The sequence below is a fragment of the Amycolatopsis sp. lyj-23 genome (assembly GCF_046549135.1).
In the GTDB taxonomy this organism is placed as follows: Bacteria; Actinomycetota; Actinomycetes; order Mycobacteriales; family Pseudonocardiaceae; genus Amycolatopsis.
This window is the reverse complement of the sequence record NZ_JAJPWN010000005.1, coordinates 296,253-309,839: the sequence shown is the minus strand read 5'-3', so window position 1 is coordinate 309,839 and position 13,587 is coordinate 296,253. Positions and strand designations below refer to the sequence as shown.

At 72.3% G+C, this 13,587-nt stretch carries 16 protein-coding genes; 6 read left to right on the top strand and 10 right to left on the bottom strand.

The annotated features are described in order from the left end of the window. Positions 1-153: 153 nt before the first annotated feature. Positions 154-642: a polyadenylate-specific 3'-exoribonuclease AS gene (locus tag ACLJPY_RS14100; RefSeq protein ID WP_410588737.1), complete on the bottom strand. Its 489-nt coding sequence runs from the start codon at positions 640-642 to the stop codon at positions 154-156. A gap of 20 nt (positions 643-662) precedes the next feature. Then, positions 663-1,424: a lysophospholipid acyltransferase family protein gene (locus ACLJPY_RS14095; RefSeq protein WP_410588736.1), complete on the bottom strand. Its 762-nt coding sequence runs from the start codon at positions 1,422-1,424 to the stop codon at positions 663-665. A gap of 304 nt (positions 1,425-1,728) precedes the next feature. Here ACLJPY_RS14095 and ACLJPY_RS14090 point away from each other — a divergent pair, with 304 nt between their 5' ends. Genes ACLJPY_RS14090 through ACLJPY_RS14080 form a run of 3 tightly spaced genes read left to right on the top strand, consistent with a single transcriptional unit; the run spans position 1,729 to position 4,172 of the window. Continuing rightward, positions 1,729-2,496: an alpha/beta hydrolase gene (locus tag ACLJPY_RS14090; RefSeq protein ID WP_410588735.1), complete on the top strand. Its 768-nt coding sequence runs from the start codon at positions 1,729-1,731 to the stop codon at positions 2,494-2,496. After that, on the top strand, positions 2,493-3,023 hold the full coding sequence (locus ACLJPY_RS14085; RefSeq protein WP_410588734.1) for a hypothetical protein: 531 nt from the start codon (positions 2,493-2,495) through the stop codon (positions 3,021-3,023). The genes ACLJPY_RS14090 and ACLJPY_RS14085 overlap by 4 nt, the downstream gene beginning before the upstream one ends. 9 nt (positions 3,024-3,032) lie before the next feature. After that, positions 3,033-4,172, top strand: a complete 1,140-nt coding sequence (locus tag ACLJPY_RS14080; protein WP_410588732.1) for a glutamate--cysteine ligase — start codon at positions 3,033-3,035, stop codon at positions 4,170-4,172. Here ACLJPY_RS14080 and ACLJPY_RS14075 read toward each other — a convergent pair. Next, positions 4,169-5,011 (bottom strand): NUDIX hydrolase, encoded by an 843-nt coding sequence (locus tag ACLJPY_RS14075; protein ID WP_410588731.1) that lies wholly within the window; start codon positions 5,009-5,011, stop codon positions 4,169-4,171. The genes ACLJPY_RS14080 and ACLJPY_RS14075 overlap by 4 nt on opposite strands. A 26-nt stretch (positions 5,012-5,037) precedes the next feature. Between ACLJPY_RS14075 and ACLJPY_RS14070 the strand changes: the two genes are divergently transcribed. After that, the gene (locus ACLJPY_RS14070) at positions 5,038-5,514 is read left to right on the top strand and encodes an SMI1/KNR4 family protein (RefSeq protein ID WP_410588729.1); all 477 of its coding nucleotides are present in this window, start codon (positions 5,038-5,040) and stop codon (positions 5,512-5,514) included. Then, a complete protein-coding gene (locus ACLJPY_RS14065) occupies positions 5,511-5,747 on the top strand; it encodes a hypothetical protein (protein ID WP_410588728.1) in 237 nt (78 codons plus the stop codon). Before ACLJPY_RS14070 ends, ACLJPY_RS14065 begins: the two co-directional genes overlap by 4 nt. A gap of 311 nt (positions 5,748-6,058) precedes the next feature. Here the strand turns inward: ACLJPY_RS14065 and ACLJPY_RS14060 are convergent, their stop codons facing one another. From ACLJPY_RS14060 to ACLJPY_RS14035, 6 genes are read right to left on the bottom strand one after another with little or no spacing between them, the layout of a single operon-like run. Continuing rightward, positions 6,059-6,997 (bottom strand): ROK family protein, encoded by a 939-nt coding sequence (locus tag ACLJPY_RS14060; protein ID WP_410589206.1) that lies wholly within the window; start codon positions 6,995-6,997, stop codon positions 6,059-6,061. Positions 6,998-7,012: 15 nt separating this feature from the next. Next, positions 7,013-7,411 (bottom strand): hypothetical protein, encoded by a 399-nt coding sequence (locus ACLJPY_RS14055; protein WP_410588727.1) that lies wholly within the window; start codon positions 7,409-7,411, stop codon positions 7,013-7,015. Then, positions 7,408-8,541 (bottom strand): ArsA family ATPase, encoded by a 1,134-nt coding sequence (locus ACLJPY_RS14050; protein WP_410588726.1) that lies wholly within the window; start codon positions 8,539-8,541, stop codon positions 7,408-7,410. Before ACLJPY_RS14050 ends, ACLJPY_RS14055 begins: the two co-directional genes overlap by 4 nt. 3 nt (positions 8,542-8,544) lie before the next feature. Further along, positions 8,545-8,979, bottom strand: coding sequence for an SRPBCC family protein (locus ACLJPY_RS14045; RefSeq protein ID WP_410588725.1), 435 nt, complete (start codon positions 8,977-8,979; stop codon positions 8,545-8,547). A gap of 27 nt (positions 8,980-9,006) precedes the next feature. Next, complete coding sequence (locus tag ACLJPY_RS14040; RefSeq protein WP_410588724.1) at positions 9,007-9,801, bottom strand: metallophosphoesterase family protein; 795 nt, start codon at positions 9,799-9,801, stop codon at positions 9,007-9,009. A 21-nt stretch (positions 9,802-9,822) separates the two neighbouring features. After that, a complete protein-coding gene (locus tag ACLJPY_RS14035; protein WP_410588723.1) occupies positions 9,823-10,233 on the bottom strand; it encodes a polyketide cyclase / dehydrase and lipid transport in 411 nt (136 codons plus the stop codon). 127 nt (positions 10,234-10,360) lie between these two features. Between ACLJPY_RS14035 and ACLJPY_RS14030 the strand changes: the two genes are divergently transcribed. After that, positions 10,361-12,157: an AMP-dependent synthetase/ligase gene (locus tag ACLJPY_RS14030; RefSeq protein ID WP_410588722.1), complete on the top strand. Its 1,797-nt coding sequence runs from the start codon at positions 10,361-10,363 to the stop codon at positions 12,155-12,157. Positions 12,158-12,220: 63 nt separating this feature from the next. Here ACLJPY_RS14030 and ACLJPY_RS14025 read toward each other — a convergent pair whose 3' ends face one another. Then, positions 12,221-13,579, bottom strand: coding sequence for a GH1 family beta-glucosidase (locus tag ACLJPY_RS14025; protein WP_410588720.1), 1,359 nt, complete (start codon positions 13,577-13,579; stop codon positions 12,221-12,223). Positions 13,580-13,587 lie beyond the last annotated feature (8 nt).

The window sequence follows — 13,587 nt, the reverse complement described above, 5'->3', positions numbered from 1 at the left end:
GACGCGAAAGGGCCGTTCGCGCCAGCCCGAGCGCCCCAATGTGGCCTTCGGTGCGTTGAATCGGCACTGCGGCGCGAAGCGCCTCCGTTGAGGGTGGTGGCGGGGGCATGGATGGAGCAACCAAGGCCGCCTTGGGGCGCTCGGAACCGGGAGTCAGCGGCGCCGGAAGTACTCCTCGATGACTTCCCACCGGGCCAGATTGTGCTTCGCATCCGCGAGAGCGTCGTGCTGATCGGTCGGCGCGGCCGGGAGCTTCGGCTTGCCCGCGTCCTCCCACCGCTGCCGCAGGTCCCTCGTGAACCTCGGCAGCTGCCGGGGCAACGCCGGCATCGGGCCCCACAGCTGCGCCAGCGCCACGTGGTCGTACGCGGCGAACCACGCCCACAGCTCGATGCCGCCCGGGGGCTTGCCGAAGAACTCCAGCAGGTCGGTGCGGATCTTCTCCCTGCTCCGCCACGCCCGGTCGGCCGGGGACGGGAGCTTGTCCAGGACGTTGTCCCGGACCCACGGCCCCGCCTTCGAAGGGTCGAACTCCGTCGAGACCGCGTAGAACTCGCGGCCCCGCTCGTCCACCACCCCGATCGACACCAAATCGATCGTCACGCCGTCTTCGATGAACTCGGTGTCGTAGAAAAAACGCACTGGTGAACAGTAGTGGGGTCTCAGCCGACCTTGGAATCGGGCACCCGGGCCGCGTCACGCGCGCCGGGCTGGGTGGGCACCGCGGGCTTGACCCCGGCCGCCTCGGCGGCCAGCAGTTCCTTGGCCTTCGCCGCGTAGATGTCCACGTACTCCTGGCCCGACAGCTCCATCAACGCGTACATGATCTCGTCCGTGATCGACCGCTCGATGAACCGGTCGCCCGCGAGGCCCTCGTAGCGCGAGAAGTCCAGCGGCTTGCCGAAGCGGACCTCGAGGCGCCGCGGCCACCACATCTTCGAACCGATCGGGTTGACCTTGTCGGTGCCGACCATCGCCACCGGGACCACCACGCCGCCGGATTCGAGGGCGATGCGGGCCACACCCGTCTTGCCCTTGTACAGCCGCCCGTCCGGGGAGCGGGTGCCCTCCGGGTAGATGCCGAGCAGGTGTCCCTCGCGCACCAGGCGGATCGCCGTGTCGAGCGCGGCCTGGGCGGCGTTGCCGCCGGACCGGTCGATCGGGAACTGGCCGACGCCGGTGAAGAACCACTTCTTGAGCGTGCCCTTGAAGCCGGGCTCGGTGAAGTACTCGGACTTGGCCGGGAAGGTCACCTTGCGCTTGACGCGCAGCGGCATGAAGAACGAGTCGGCGACCGCGAGGTGGTTGCCGGCCAGGATCGCGCCACCCGTCTCGGGGATGTTCTCCGCGCCGACGACCTTGGTCGGCCAGAGCGTCTTGAGCAGCGGTCCGAGGAACACCCACTTCATGAGCCAGTACAGCACCGGTGCCTCAGTCCTCCATCGCAGCCGCAGCCCATGAACCTTGTTCAGCCGTCGGCCGGCGCGAAAGTCACCGCATGCCAGCAGCCTGCGGTCCGTGGCGCCGACCTGACCAGAACAAGGTTCCCTGTCCACCCGAGACGAACAGCCTACGAACACCGGCGGCCGCCGCACAACGCGGACCACCCGGTTACCGCTTCCGCAGCGATCGATCTCACAGCGAACTCGGGGCACGGGCGGACCCCCACAACGTCCGCCGGGCGTGAGAGCATGGACGGACTGCCCCGCTCACACGGAAGGCGATCGCATGGGCGTGCTCGCCGGCGCGGAACCGTTCGGCCACACCGGTTCGGCCGATACCGGGTTCCTGCTCTGCCACGGGTTCACCGGTACCCCGGCGAGCATGCGGGCCTGGGGTGACCACCTGGCCGGGGCCGGGTTCACGGTGCGCTGCCCGCTGCTGCCGGGGCACGGCACCCGCTGGCCGGACCTCAACCGCACGACGTGGGAGGACTGGTACGGCGCCGTCCGCGAAGCCCTGCTCGCGCTGCTGGCGACGTGCCGGACCGTCTTCGTCGGCGGCCTGTCGATGGGCGGGACGCTCACCCTGCGCCTGGCCGAGGAGTTCGGCGACCGGATCGCCGGCATCGTCCTGGTCAACCCGTCGGTGACGCGGCTGAAGTGGGACACGAAGCTGCTGCCGGTGCTGGGCCGGATCGTGCCGTCGGTGCCGGCGATCGCGAACGACATCAAGAAGCCGGGCGAGACCGAGCTGGCCTACCCGCGCACGCCGGTGCGGGCCGCGGCGAGCCTGGCGAAGCTGTGGGCGGTCGTGCGCGCCGACCTGGCCAAGGTGACGCAGCCGGTGCTGCTCCTGCACTCGTCGGTCGATCACGTCGTCGAGCCGGTGAACGCGCAGCTGGTGCTGCGGGGCGTCTCGAGCACCGACGTCACCGAGGTCGTGCTGGAGAACAGCTACCACGTGGCGACGCAGGACAACGACGCCGAAGTCATCTTCACGCGCAGCGTGGAGTTCGCGAAGGCGCACGCCGCCCAGCCGGAGGAGACCGCATGAGCCGGGGGAAGGACGGGCCGGAGGACGTCGACGCGACGTTCGCCGAAATCGTCGCCGACCTGCGCGCGGGCGGGTTCGGGCTTCCCGAAGACGACACAGACGACGCCGAGGACAGCGACGACAAGGCCGGCACCAGGGACGCCACCGGCACCGCGGGCGCGGACCCCCAGTCGCGCAAGACGCCCGAGCCGCCGGCCGTGGAAGCGCCGCCGGAACCCGGCTGGCGGTCCGGGGGCACGTCGTGGGACACCACGATGTTCTCCGACGACCCGGCCGACGACGACGAGCACTTCGTCCCGCCGGAGCCGCCGCCGCTGCCCCGGCCGCGGATGGGGGCGTTCCTCATCCTGCTGCTGTTCCTGGCCGGGCTGTTCCTGCTGATCCTGCCCGGCGCGATCGGCGTCGGCCCGACGGTGGCGACGCCGCTGGGCATCCTCGCGCTCGCGACGGCGATCGCGCTGCTGCTGCTCCGCGTCCGGCAGGGCCCGCCACCCGGCGCGGACCCCAGCAACGGCGCCCAGGTCTGATTCGCGGCGATGCACATCGAGTTCAGTCCTTCACGTCGATCGACCGTCGGCGCGGAATGGGAGCTCGGCCTGGTCGACCGGCGCAGCGGCGAGCTGTCGTCGGTGGCCGAGCAGATCCTCGAAGCCGTCCGGCCCGACGGGCAGGCCGAGCACCCGAAGATCAAGCAGGAGCTGCTGCTCAACACGATCGAGATCATCACCGGCGTCTGCGACACGATCGCCGAGGCCAAGGCCGATCTGAACGACTCGCTCGACGTCGTCCACGGCATCGCCGACCCGCTCGGGGTCGAGATGTTCTCGGCGGGCACGCACCCGTTCTCGAACTGGTACCAGCAGAAGGTCACCGACAAGGAGCGGTACGCCAAGCTGATCGACCGGACCCAGTGGTGGGGACGCCAGATGCTGATCTACGGCGTCCACATCCACGTCGGGGTCGACCACCGCGAGAAGGTGCTGCCGATCCTCGACGCCCTGCTCAACTACGCGCCGCACCTGCAGGCGCTGTCGGCGTCTTCGCCGTACTGGGGCGCCGAGGACACCGGGTACGCGTCGAACCGGGCGCTGATGTTCCAGCAGCTGCCGACGGCCGGGCTGCCGTTCCAGTTCCGGAAGTGGGCGGAGCTGGAGAGCTACGCCGAGGACATGTTCACCACCGGCGTGATCGACAGCTTCTCGGAGATCCGCTGGGACATCCGGCCGTCGCCGAAGCTGGGCACGATCGAGATGCGCGTCTGCGACGGCCTGCCGACGCTGGAGGAGGTCGGCGCGATCGCGGCGCTGACGCAGTGCCTGGTGGACGACTTCTGCGAGCGCCTGGAGGACGGCGAGGTCCTCCCGACCCTGCCGCCGTGGCACGTCCAGGAGAACAAGTGGCGCGCGGCCCGCTACGGCACGGACGCGATCGTCATCCTGGACGCGGCCGGTCGCGAGCGGCTGGTCACCGACGACGTGGCCGACCTGCTGGACCGGCTCGAGCCGGTGGCGCGGCGCCTGGACTGCGTCGCGGAGCTGCGGGACGTCGAGACGATCCTGAAGTACGGGCCGAGCTACCGGCGGCAGCGCGCGGTGGCGGAGCGGCACAAGGGCAGCCTGAAGGCCGTCGTCGCCTCGCTGGTCGCGGAGATGCGGGACGGGATCGCGAAGGACTAGAGCGCGTCCAGCTGCGTGCGGAGGGTGCCGGGGCCGATGACCGACGCGCCGAGGGCCCCGACGCGGCCCTTGAGTTCCCGGTCGGCCGTCGCGACCAGGACCTTGGCCTGCTGCTGCGCGACGACCTCGACGATCTTCGAGTCACCGTCGGTGTCCGCGGCGACGACGTCCACGCCCGCTGTTCCGGTGACGTGCTTGGCCTTGCCCTCGACGACCAGGATGATCCGGGGCCACCAGGTCACCGCGGAATCGTCCGGGTCCGGCACGCCGGCGTCGGCGAGCTTGGCGAGCTGGTCGCGGAGGCGCTCGGCGGCACCGTGCCGGTCGCGCCACCAGCCGTCCGGGCGCGAGCCGACGACGTTGGCGCCGTCGACGACCAGGACGAGCTCCTGCCCGACGCGGCCGCGCAGGTCCGGCCAGGCCGCGGCGAAGTCGCGGTGGAGGGGGTAACCGGGGACGTCGTCGGGGTCCACCCAGCGCACCTCCGCACTTTCGGTGTTGGCGACGCGCGCCTCGGCGCCGTCGGCGAGGGCCAGGACGGTGGTGTAGCTCCAGTTCCCGTGGTCCACCACCGAGGCCGAAACCGCGCGGAAGGCCTCGGCGGGAACGGAGGTCTCCTCGAAGGCTTCGCGGGCGGCGGCTCCCCGGGCGGTCTCGCCGGCTTCGATGGCGCCGCCGGGCAGCGCCCAGGTGCGGCCGTGGTGCACCCACCAGGCGCGGCGCTGCAGGAGGACACCGCGGGCGGGATCGACCAGCAGCAGGCCGGCGGCGCCGTAGCGGCCCCAGTGCAGGTGCCCGCAGGAGCAGCGGACGAAGACGCTCGCGGACGGGGCACTCACCCGTCCACCCTGTCACACTCTCCGGCGTGACCCGGTTCGATCAGCTCAAGCCCACCTTCTGGGACGCCGGCCCCGGGGAGCCGCTGGACACCCGCACGTTCGCCCACGCCGGCCGCGAGCTGGGCGTCCGGCTGCCGCTGGAGCTGGGCGAACTGCTCGGCGTGCGCAACGGCGGCACGGTGGCGGCCGCGTTCGACGCCTTCCCGACGAGCGTGCCGACGTCGTACCGCGGGACGCACGTGCCGTTCGACCACCTGCTGGGCGTGGGCGGCCGGTTGTCGCTGCTGGACTCGCCCTCCCTGAGTGCCGAGTGGGACCTGCCGAAGCGGGTGGTGGTGCTGTCCGGGGACGGCCACACGTGGATCGCGCTGGACTACCGGCGTTCGGCCGAGCCGTCGGTGACGTGGTTCGACGTGGAGCTGGAGTCGGAGCTGCCGTTGGCCCCGACGTTCCGGGCGTTCGCCGAGGGTTTGGTGCCGTCGGCGAGCTTCCTGGAGGAGTGAGCGCCGATGATCGCGGTCAGGAAGATGCCGAGGGCGCTGCCGCCCAGGAGGAGGCCGGCCAGAACCGGAGCCGGCACGAGCGGCTTGATCAGGAAGTGCGCGACGAGCGTCCAGCCCGCGAGGACGAGACCGCTCGCGGCCACCTGCGCCCACTTCCGGTTCGCCTTCCGCCGGGCGAAGGCCGCGGCGGCGATCAGGACCGCTCCGCCGATACCGATCCACGCGTCCGGTGACATGCCCGCTCCCTCCCTCGGGTAGTGCGGGAGTACCCGACCGGGGGACAGGTGACACGGCCGCCGCAGCGCTCGCCCCGGAGCCGCACGCCACCGTCCTGAAAGGCCGGCCACCCGCGTCGACCCTCTCCGGGCACTACGGCCGGTGGGGCCCGCCCCCCGATCTCCACGCTACCGGGAGGCACCGACAGTTCCGGCCGCGCGAACCCGGCGCAGCCCGAGCCATCCACAACCCCCGGGCCATCCACAACGGACCGGCCTCGAACCGGGGTCGTCGCCGCCTGTCAAAGCCAACGCCGCACGGACCGGCATCAGACCGGGGTCTTCGCCGCCTCCAAGGCCAACGCCGCCGCGCCCACGATGGCCGTGTCGTCGCCCAGGTGGGCCGTCCTGATCCGCGCCAGCGGGCGGTGGCGGGCGCCGGTGATCGCGCCCGCGTAGTGCTCGCGGGCCTCGTCCAGGAACAGCGGCGCCGACTCGGACACGCCGCCGCCGATCACGATGATCTCCGGGTCGAACACGTCCGCCACCAGGGCCAGGCCCTCGCCGAGCCACTTGGCCAGCTCCGCCATCGCCAGCTGGGCGATCGGGTCGCCGTCGCGGGCCGCGCCCGCCACGCGGCGGCCCGTCACCGAACCCGGGTCGCCCGCCACCTGGGGTGCCAGCACCGTCGAGCGGCCCGGGTGGCGGGCCAGCAGCTCCACCGCCGTCGCCGCCAACGCCGTTCCGCTGCAGTAGCGCTCCCAGCAGCCGTACTTGCCGCACGGACACGGCCGCCCGCCGCGGACCACCGTCAGGTGGCCCAGCTCGGGCGCCACGCCGTACGCGCCGCGGTACAGCTTGCCGTCCAGCAGCAAGCCCGCGCCGATGCCCGTGCCCAGCGCCACCAGGGCCGCCACCTGGGCGCCGCGGGCGGCGCCGAAGCGGTGCTCGCCCACGATCGCCGAATTGACGTCGTGCTCCAGCAGCACCGGCAGGCCGACGCGCTTTTCGATCCGGTCGGCGACCGGCGCGCCGCGCCACGCCAGGTGCGGGGCGAACATCACCGACCGGCGGTCGCGCGCCACGAACCCCGCCACCGCCAGGCCGACCCCGGCCACGTCGTGGCGGTTGCGCAGGTCCTCGACCACGCCGGCGATGGCGTCCTCGAGCGCGCCTTCCTCGGTCGGCGTCGCGACTCTGGCCGTGTCGAGCAGGGAGCCGCGTTCGTCCACCACGCCGGCCCGGACGCTCGTCCCGCCGACGTCCACCCCTATCGTCCGCACTCAGCTCTCCCACTCGTCGCGCCGGCGGACGGCGATGTGCTGCACCCTGGTCGCCGTGGTGGCGTCCGCGGCGGCCCGCGGGGCGGGTTTGAACCCGGGCATGTGCACGCCCTCCTCCGGCTCCCAGCGGTCCGCGAGCACCGCGCGCAGCAGGGCGACCAGCTGCGCGAGCTGCTCGGCCAGCCGCGCGACCAGCTCCGGCCGTTCACCCCGCACCACCGCGACGATCGCACAGAGCGGACACCAGCCGCACGCCGAACCGTCCGGTTTCGCCTCGTCAGGCGGCCCGTGCCCGGCCGCGAGCACCCCGTCGAGCCACGGTGCCGCCTTCTCGGCGACCAGCTCGGCGAGCAGGCGGATCTCCTCCGCCAGCCGCGGCCCGTGTTCCGCTTCGCTCACCCGCGTCCCCGGTTCCCGGCCAGGTGCACGACCAGGCCGTCGGCGTCGGATTCCGCGCCGGTGATCCGGCACGGCCGCAGCGGCTCCGGCAGGGCGATGAGCCTGCGGAAGCCGTCCACGGTGATCGCCAGGTCGTCGTCGACGCGGGCGAGGTCGACCTCGGCGTCCCGCGAGAGCGGGAGCGCGACGCGCAGGCAGTACCCGTCGTCGGCGGGCCGCACGCGCAGCAGCGGGGTGACCGGGGTGCCGTGGCCCGCCAGGGGGTCTTCGCCGCGGTACAGCTCGGCGGCGATCTCCAGCAGCGCGGGCAGGCCGACCGGTTCGACGGCCCGGTGCTCCACCCGGGCGACCGGCGCGATCCCGGCCGCGGCCAGTTCGGCGAGCACGGCGTCCTGCTGCGTCCGGCGCGTGCGCAGCCAGGACGCGGCGCCGCCGCGCCAGATGCCGGGCGCGGGCATCAGCCGGTTGGCGATCACGCCGTCGACGGCGATGCCGCGCAGGGCCAGGGAGCTGAGCGTGCGCCGCGCCTCGGCGACCACCACCCGCTCCGGGGTCAGCACCAGCCGGACCGTCGTCACCGCCGGGTCGGTGAGCAGGGCGCGCAGGCCGTCGAGGTGGGTACCGAGGCGGCGCACCGAGTCCGTGACGCGTCCGCGCGGGCCGAACACGCGGGTCAGGTAGCCGGAGACGGCCTCGGGCAGGGCGAGCAGCCGGAGCGTCTCGGCCGTCGGGCCGCAGTCGACGACGACGGTCTCCCACGGGCCGTCCTCGGCCAGCCGCCGGACTTCGGTGAGGGCGAGCAGTTCGTCGACGCCGGGCAGCACGGTGAGCTCTTCGGCGTCGAGGGTGTCCAGGCCCGCGCCGGCCAGCACGGTCCGCAGCTCGCCGCGCAGCCGCACCCAGGTGGCGTCCACCAGGGTCCGCGAATCGACCTGCACCGCCGAAAGCAGGGCGTCCACTTCGGACGGTTCGGTCCCGAGGGGACGGGCGAACGCGTCACCGAGGGAGTGCGCCGGGTCCGTGGACACGACGAGGGTCTTCCTGCCGCGGGCGGCGAGGGCGGCGCCGGTGGCCGCGGCCAGCGTGGTCTTCCCGACACCCCCCTTGCCGGTGCAGAGCAGGATCCGCACGTGCTAGCCCTCGGCCCGCTTCTTGAGCTCCTTCAGCGCGGTGTCCATGACCATCTTCTCGGCCTTGCGGCGCAGCAGGCCGATCATCGGCAGCGCCAGCTCGACCGACAGCGTGTAGGTGACCCGCGTCCGGCCGCCGAGGTCGGCCAGCGCGTAGCGGCCGTTCTGCGCCTTCTGCATCTGCCCCTTGACCAGGTGCCAGCTGACGCCGAGGCCGTCTTCGTCCCAGTCGTAGGCGAGGGTGTAGACGTCCTTGATCGGGCCCGCGTCCAAGGTCAGCTTGACCTGCTTGGCCCGGCCCTCGGCGTCGGTGTCGAGGACCTCGGTCTGCCGGACGGCCTTGGCCCATTCCGGGTACGCGGGGAAGTCGGCGATCACGGCCATCACCCGGCTGGGCTCGGCGTCGACCTCGATGGACTGTGTGGACTGCTCGGCCATGGGTCGAAGCGTAGCCGCCGCGCTTGGTCACCAGCGCAGCACGTACGGCTGCCCGGTCTCCTTGAAGTGACCCACGTTGCGGCACTCGGTGAGGCCGACGCGGGCGCGCGCGGCCAGGGGCTGGTGCACGTGCCCGAACACCGACCAGCGCGGCCGCTGCGCCCGGATCAGCTCCAGCAGCGCCGTCGAGCCGATCTCGCTGCGGCGCGCCACGACGTCGTAGGTCAGCTCCGGCAGCGCCGGCGGGCCGTGGGTGCAGAGGACGTCCACGTCGGTGAGCGCGGCCACGCTGCGGTCGTAGTCCGCGCGATCCCGCAGGTAGGGGCGCCAGGCGGCGCCCTTGCGGGGCCGCGGGACGACCCCGTCGGGCAGCAGCGCGCCGCCGACGAACCCGAACCGCAGGCCGCCGATCTCGGCCACCTCGCCGTCGAGCACCTGCACGCCTTCGCCGGTGAACTCCGGCCACAGCGCCGGGGTGTCGACGTTGCCAGGGGTGGCGTAGGTGGGCGCGGTCATCGCCGCGAACAGCGTCGCGTACTGGGCGCGGATGGCCTCGTCGACCGCGGACGCCGGGTCGTCGAGGGTCGCCCAGAGCGTGCGGGAGAAGGCAACGGTTTCGTCACGGGTGCCCTCGCGGCGCAGGCGGGCGAACTCGCCGACCTTCTCCGCGCCGAACAGGGCGCCCATGATGCCCTTGTCGTGGTCGTGGTAGTCGACGAAGTCGATCAGGTCACCGAGCACGACCAGGGCGTCCGCCCCGTCACCCGCCCGCTTCAACGCGTCCGCGTTGCCGTGCACGTCCGAGACGACGTGTACCCGCACCCCTGGCCCCCTAGCCTTCGTTCAGCCTTCGGTTCGCGGAGGGACGCCGGGCTCGCGCCCGTCCTCCAGGACCTCCTTGAGCCCGAGCGCGACCGCCTTCGCCGCGCGGGCGCGCCGGTCGAACTCCCGGCGCAGGTCGCGTGGCGCCAGTTCCCGGGGCGCCCCGGCCGCGTCAGCGGGCGTCGCCCGCAGGAAGTAGTGCAGCAGGGTGCCGTCGAGCACCGGCTCGAGCCAGACCTCCATCGTACCGACCAGCGCGCCCCGGACGGTCCAGCGCAGGCCCTTGTCCCCCCGGTCGGTGTAGACCTCGAGGACCAGGTCGGGCCAGTACCGGGTCCACGATCCGGGATCGGCGAAGACGGCGGCCACGGTGGACGGCGGGACCGCGAGGAACGTCTCGTCGACGACGTCGATGGCGGGCGGTGCGTTCACGTGCGAAGAATGTCACGCCCTCGCCGCGCGACGCCGATCAGCATGGTCTTAAGGTGCTCACCACGCTAAGTTGACTGGCGGGTAACAGCGGTGTCACCTGCCGCACGCGTTGAACACGGAGGTCCACGTGCGCGAATACAGCGCTCCCGCCGGCAAGCCGGTGGCCGACGACGAAAACATGTCCGACGTCGTCTGGGCGAACGCCGAGCGGTTCTCCGACGTGGTGAGCTTCCGCCGCCAGGTCGAGGGCAGCTGGCTGGACGTGACCGCCAAGGAGTTCGCGGCCGAGGTGCTGGCCGTGGCCAAGGGGATGGCCCAGGCCGGGATCGGCCGCGGCGACCGCGTCGCGATCATGTCGAAGACCCGCTACGAGTGGACCTTGATCGACTTCGCCATCTGGGCGGCCGGCGCGGTCACCGTGCCGATCTACGACACGTCCTCCCCCGAACAGGTGTATTGGATCCTGTCCGACTCGGCCGCGAAGGGCGTGTTCGTCGAGACGAACGCCCACGCCGCGGCGGTCGGGGAGATCCGCGACCGGCTCACCGAGCTGGCGAACACGTGGCAGATCGAGGGCGACTCCCCCGCCGTCGAAGAGCTCTCGGCGCTGGGCACTTCGCTGTCCGACGACGAGCTGCACGACCGGCGCCGCGAAGTGACCGCGGACGAGCTCGCCACCATCGTCTACACCTCGGGCACCACCGGCCGCCCCAAGGGCGTCGAGCTGACCCACCGGAACCTGCTGTCCGAGATCCGCGCCGACATCGAGGCGTTCCCGCAGCTGATGGAGCAGGGCAACTCGCTGCTGGTGTTCCTGCCGCTGGCGCACGTGCTGGCCCGGGCGATCGCCGTCACCGCGCTCAGCGCCCGCGTCACCCTCGGGCACACCCCCGACGTCAAGAACCTGGTCGCCGACCTGGGCACCTTCCGGCCGACGTTCGTCGTCGCCGTGCCGCGCGTGTTCGAGAAGGTCTACAACTCGGCGAAGCAGAAGGCCCACAGCGAGGGCAAGGGCAAGATCTTCGACGCCGCCGAGGCGGTGGCCGTCGCCTACAGCGAAGCGCAGGACCACGGCGGCGCCGGGCTCGGGCTGAAGCTCAAGCACCTGGCGTTCGACAAGCTGGTCTACGGCAAGCTGCGCGCGGCCCTCGGCGGCCGCTGCGTGGCGGCGGTGTCCGGCGGCGCGCCGCTGGGCGCCCGGCTGGCGCACTTCTTCCGCGGCATCGGCGTCCCGGTGTTCGAGGGCTACGGCCTCACCGAGACGTCCGCGGCAGCGAACGTCAACACCCAGACGGCGTTCCGCGTGGGCACGGTGGGCAAGCCGGTCAACGGCACGTCGGTCCGCATCGCCGACGACGGCGAGGTGCTCCTCAAGGGCGACGTCGTGTTCCGGGCGTACTACAACAACCCGCAGGCCACTGCGGAGGCCCTCACGGACGGCTGGTTCCACACGGGCGACCTGGGCGAGCTGGACGCCGACGGCTTCCTGAAGATCACCGGCCGCAAGAAGGAGATCATCGTGACGGCGGGCGGCAAGAACGTCGCCCCGTCCGGTCTCGAGGACACGATCAAGGCGTCCCCGCTGGTCAGCCAGGCGATGGTGGTCGGCGACCAGCGCCCGTTCATCGCGGCGCTGGTGACGGTGGACGAGGAGTACTTCCCGTCCTGGAAGACCCAGCACGGCAAGCCCGCCTCGGCCACGGTCGCGGACCTGGCCGCGGACCCGGACCTGCTCGCGGAGATCCAGGCCGCGGTGGACGAGGCGAACAGGTCGGTGTCCAAGGCCGAGGCGATCAAGAAGTTCACCGTGCTGGCCAACGACTTCACCGAGGCCGGCGGGGAGATCACGCCGAGCCTGAAGCTGAAGCGGAACGTGGTTTCGAAGAACTACGCCCTCGACATCGAGGCCCTGTACACGAAGTAAGCGCCCCAAGGCGGCCTTCGGTGCGTCTCACGCAACGAAGGCCACATTGGGGCGCTTGGGCGCCTACCCGCGCTGGGCTTCGATGAAGTCGCGGTACCAGCGGTAGCTCGCCCTCGGCGTGCGAGCTTGGGTCTCGTAGTCCACGTGGATCAGCCCGAAGCGGTGCTTGTACCCGTGCGCCCACTCGAAGTTGTCCAGCAACGACCAGCAGAAGTACCCACGCAGGTCGACCCCGGCCGCCGCGGCCGTGCGGACCGCCTCGATGTGCTCGCTCAAGAAGCTGATGCGCTCGTAGTCCGCGAAGTCGCTCCGATCGGCATACACGCACCCGTTCTCCGTGAGGTACACCGGCGGCAACCCCGGGTAGCGGTTGTGCAGGCCGACCAGGGCTTCCGTCAGGCCCTCCGGCTCCACCGGCCAGCCCATGCCCGTGCGGGGGACGTCCGGCAGCCGCGAAGTGTCCACCCCGATGTCCGCCACCGTGCGCCGGGCCGGGTCCGGCTCACGGTGGGGGGCGTCGGCGACGTGCAGGCGGTAGTAGTAGTTGACGCCCAGGTAGTCGAGCGGCTCGCCGATGACCGACAGGTCCTCGTCGTGGCGGAAGGAGAAGTCCGACACCCCGTCGAACATCGCCGCCAGCCCGGGGGCGTACCGGCCGCCGAACAGCGGGTCGGTGAACTGGCGGCGCAGCAGCGTGTCCTGGCGCGCGGCCGCCGCGGTGTCGGCGGCCGAGTCCGACACCGGGACCGCCGGGGACTGGTTGAGGACGATGCCGAACTGGTGCGGCAGCGCCGCCCGCTCCCGCATCGCGCGCACCGCCAGGCCGTGGCCGAGCAGCAGGTGGTGGGCGGCCGCCAGCGCGCCGTGTCCCTCCCTGGCGCCCGGCGCGTGGCGGCCTTCGCCGTACCCCGCGACCGCGCAGGGGTACGGCTCGTTCAGCGTCGTCCAGTGGTCGACGACGTCGCCGAGCTCCTCGTGCACCATGGCGGCGTACTCGGCGAAGCGGAACGCCGTGTCGCGGGAGCGCCAGCCGCCCGCGTCCTCCAGCGCCTGGGGCAGGTCCCAGTGGTACAGCGTCAGGAACGGCTCGATCCCCCGCTCCCGCAGGCCCTCCACCAGCCGCCGGTAGAAATCGAGGCCACGCCGCTCCGGGCGGCGCCCGTCCGGCTGGATCCGCGGCCAGGACACGGAAAACCGGTAGGCGTCGACGCCGAGCCCGGTGAGCAGGTCGAGGTCGGTGCGCCAGCGGTGGTAGTGGTCGGCCGCCGGTTCCCCGGTGTGGCCGCCCGCCACCGCGCCGGGGACCGCGGCGAACGTGTCCCAGATGGACGGTCCGCGGCCGTCGGCCGTGGTGGCACCCTCGATCTGGAACGCCGAGGTCGCGACGCCCCAGCGGAAGCCGGGCGGGAAGCTGGTGGTCACAGTGAGCT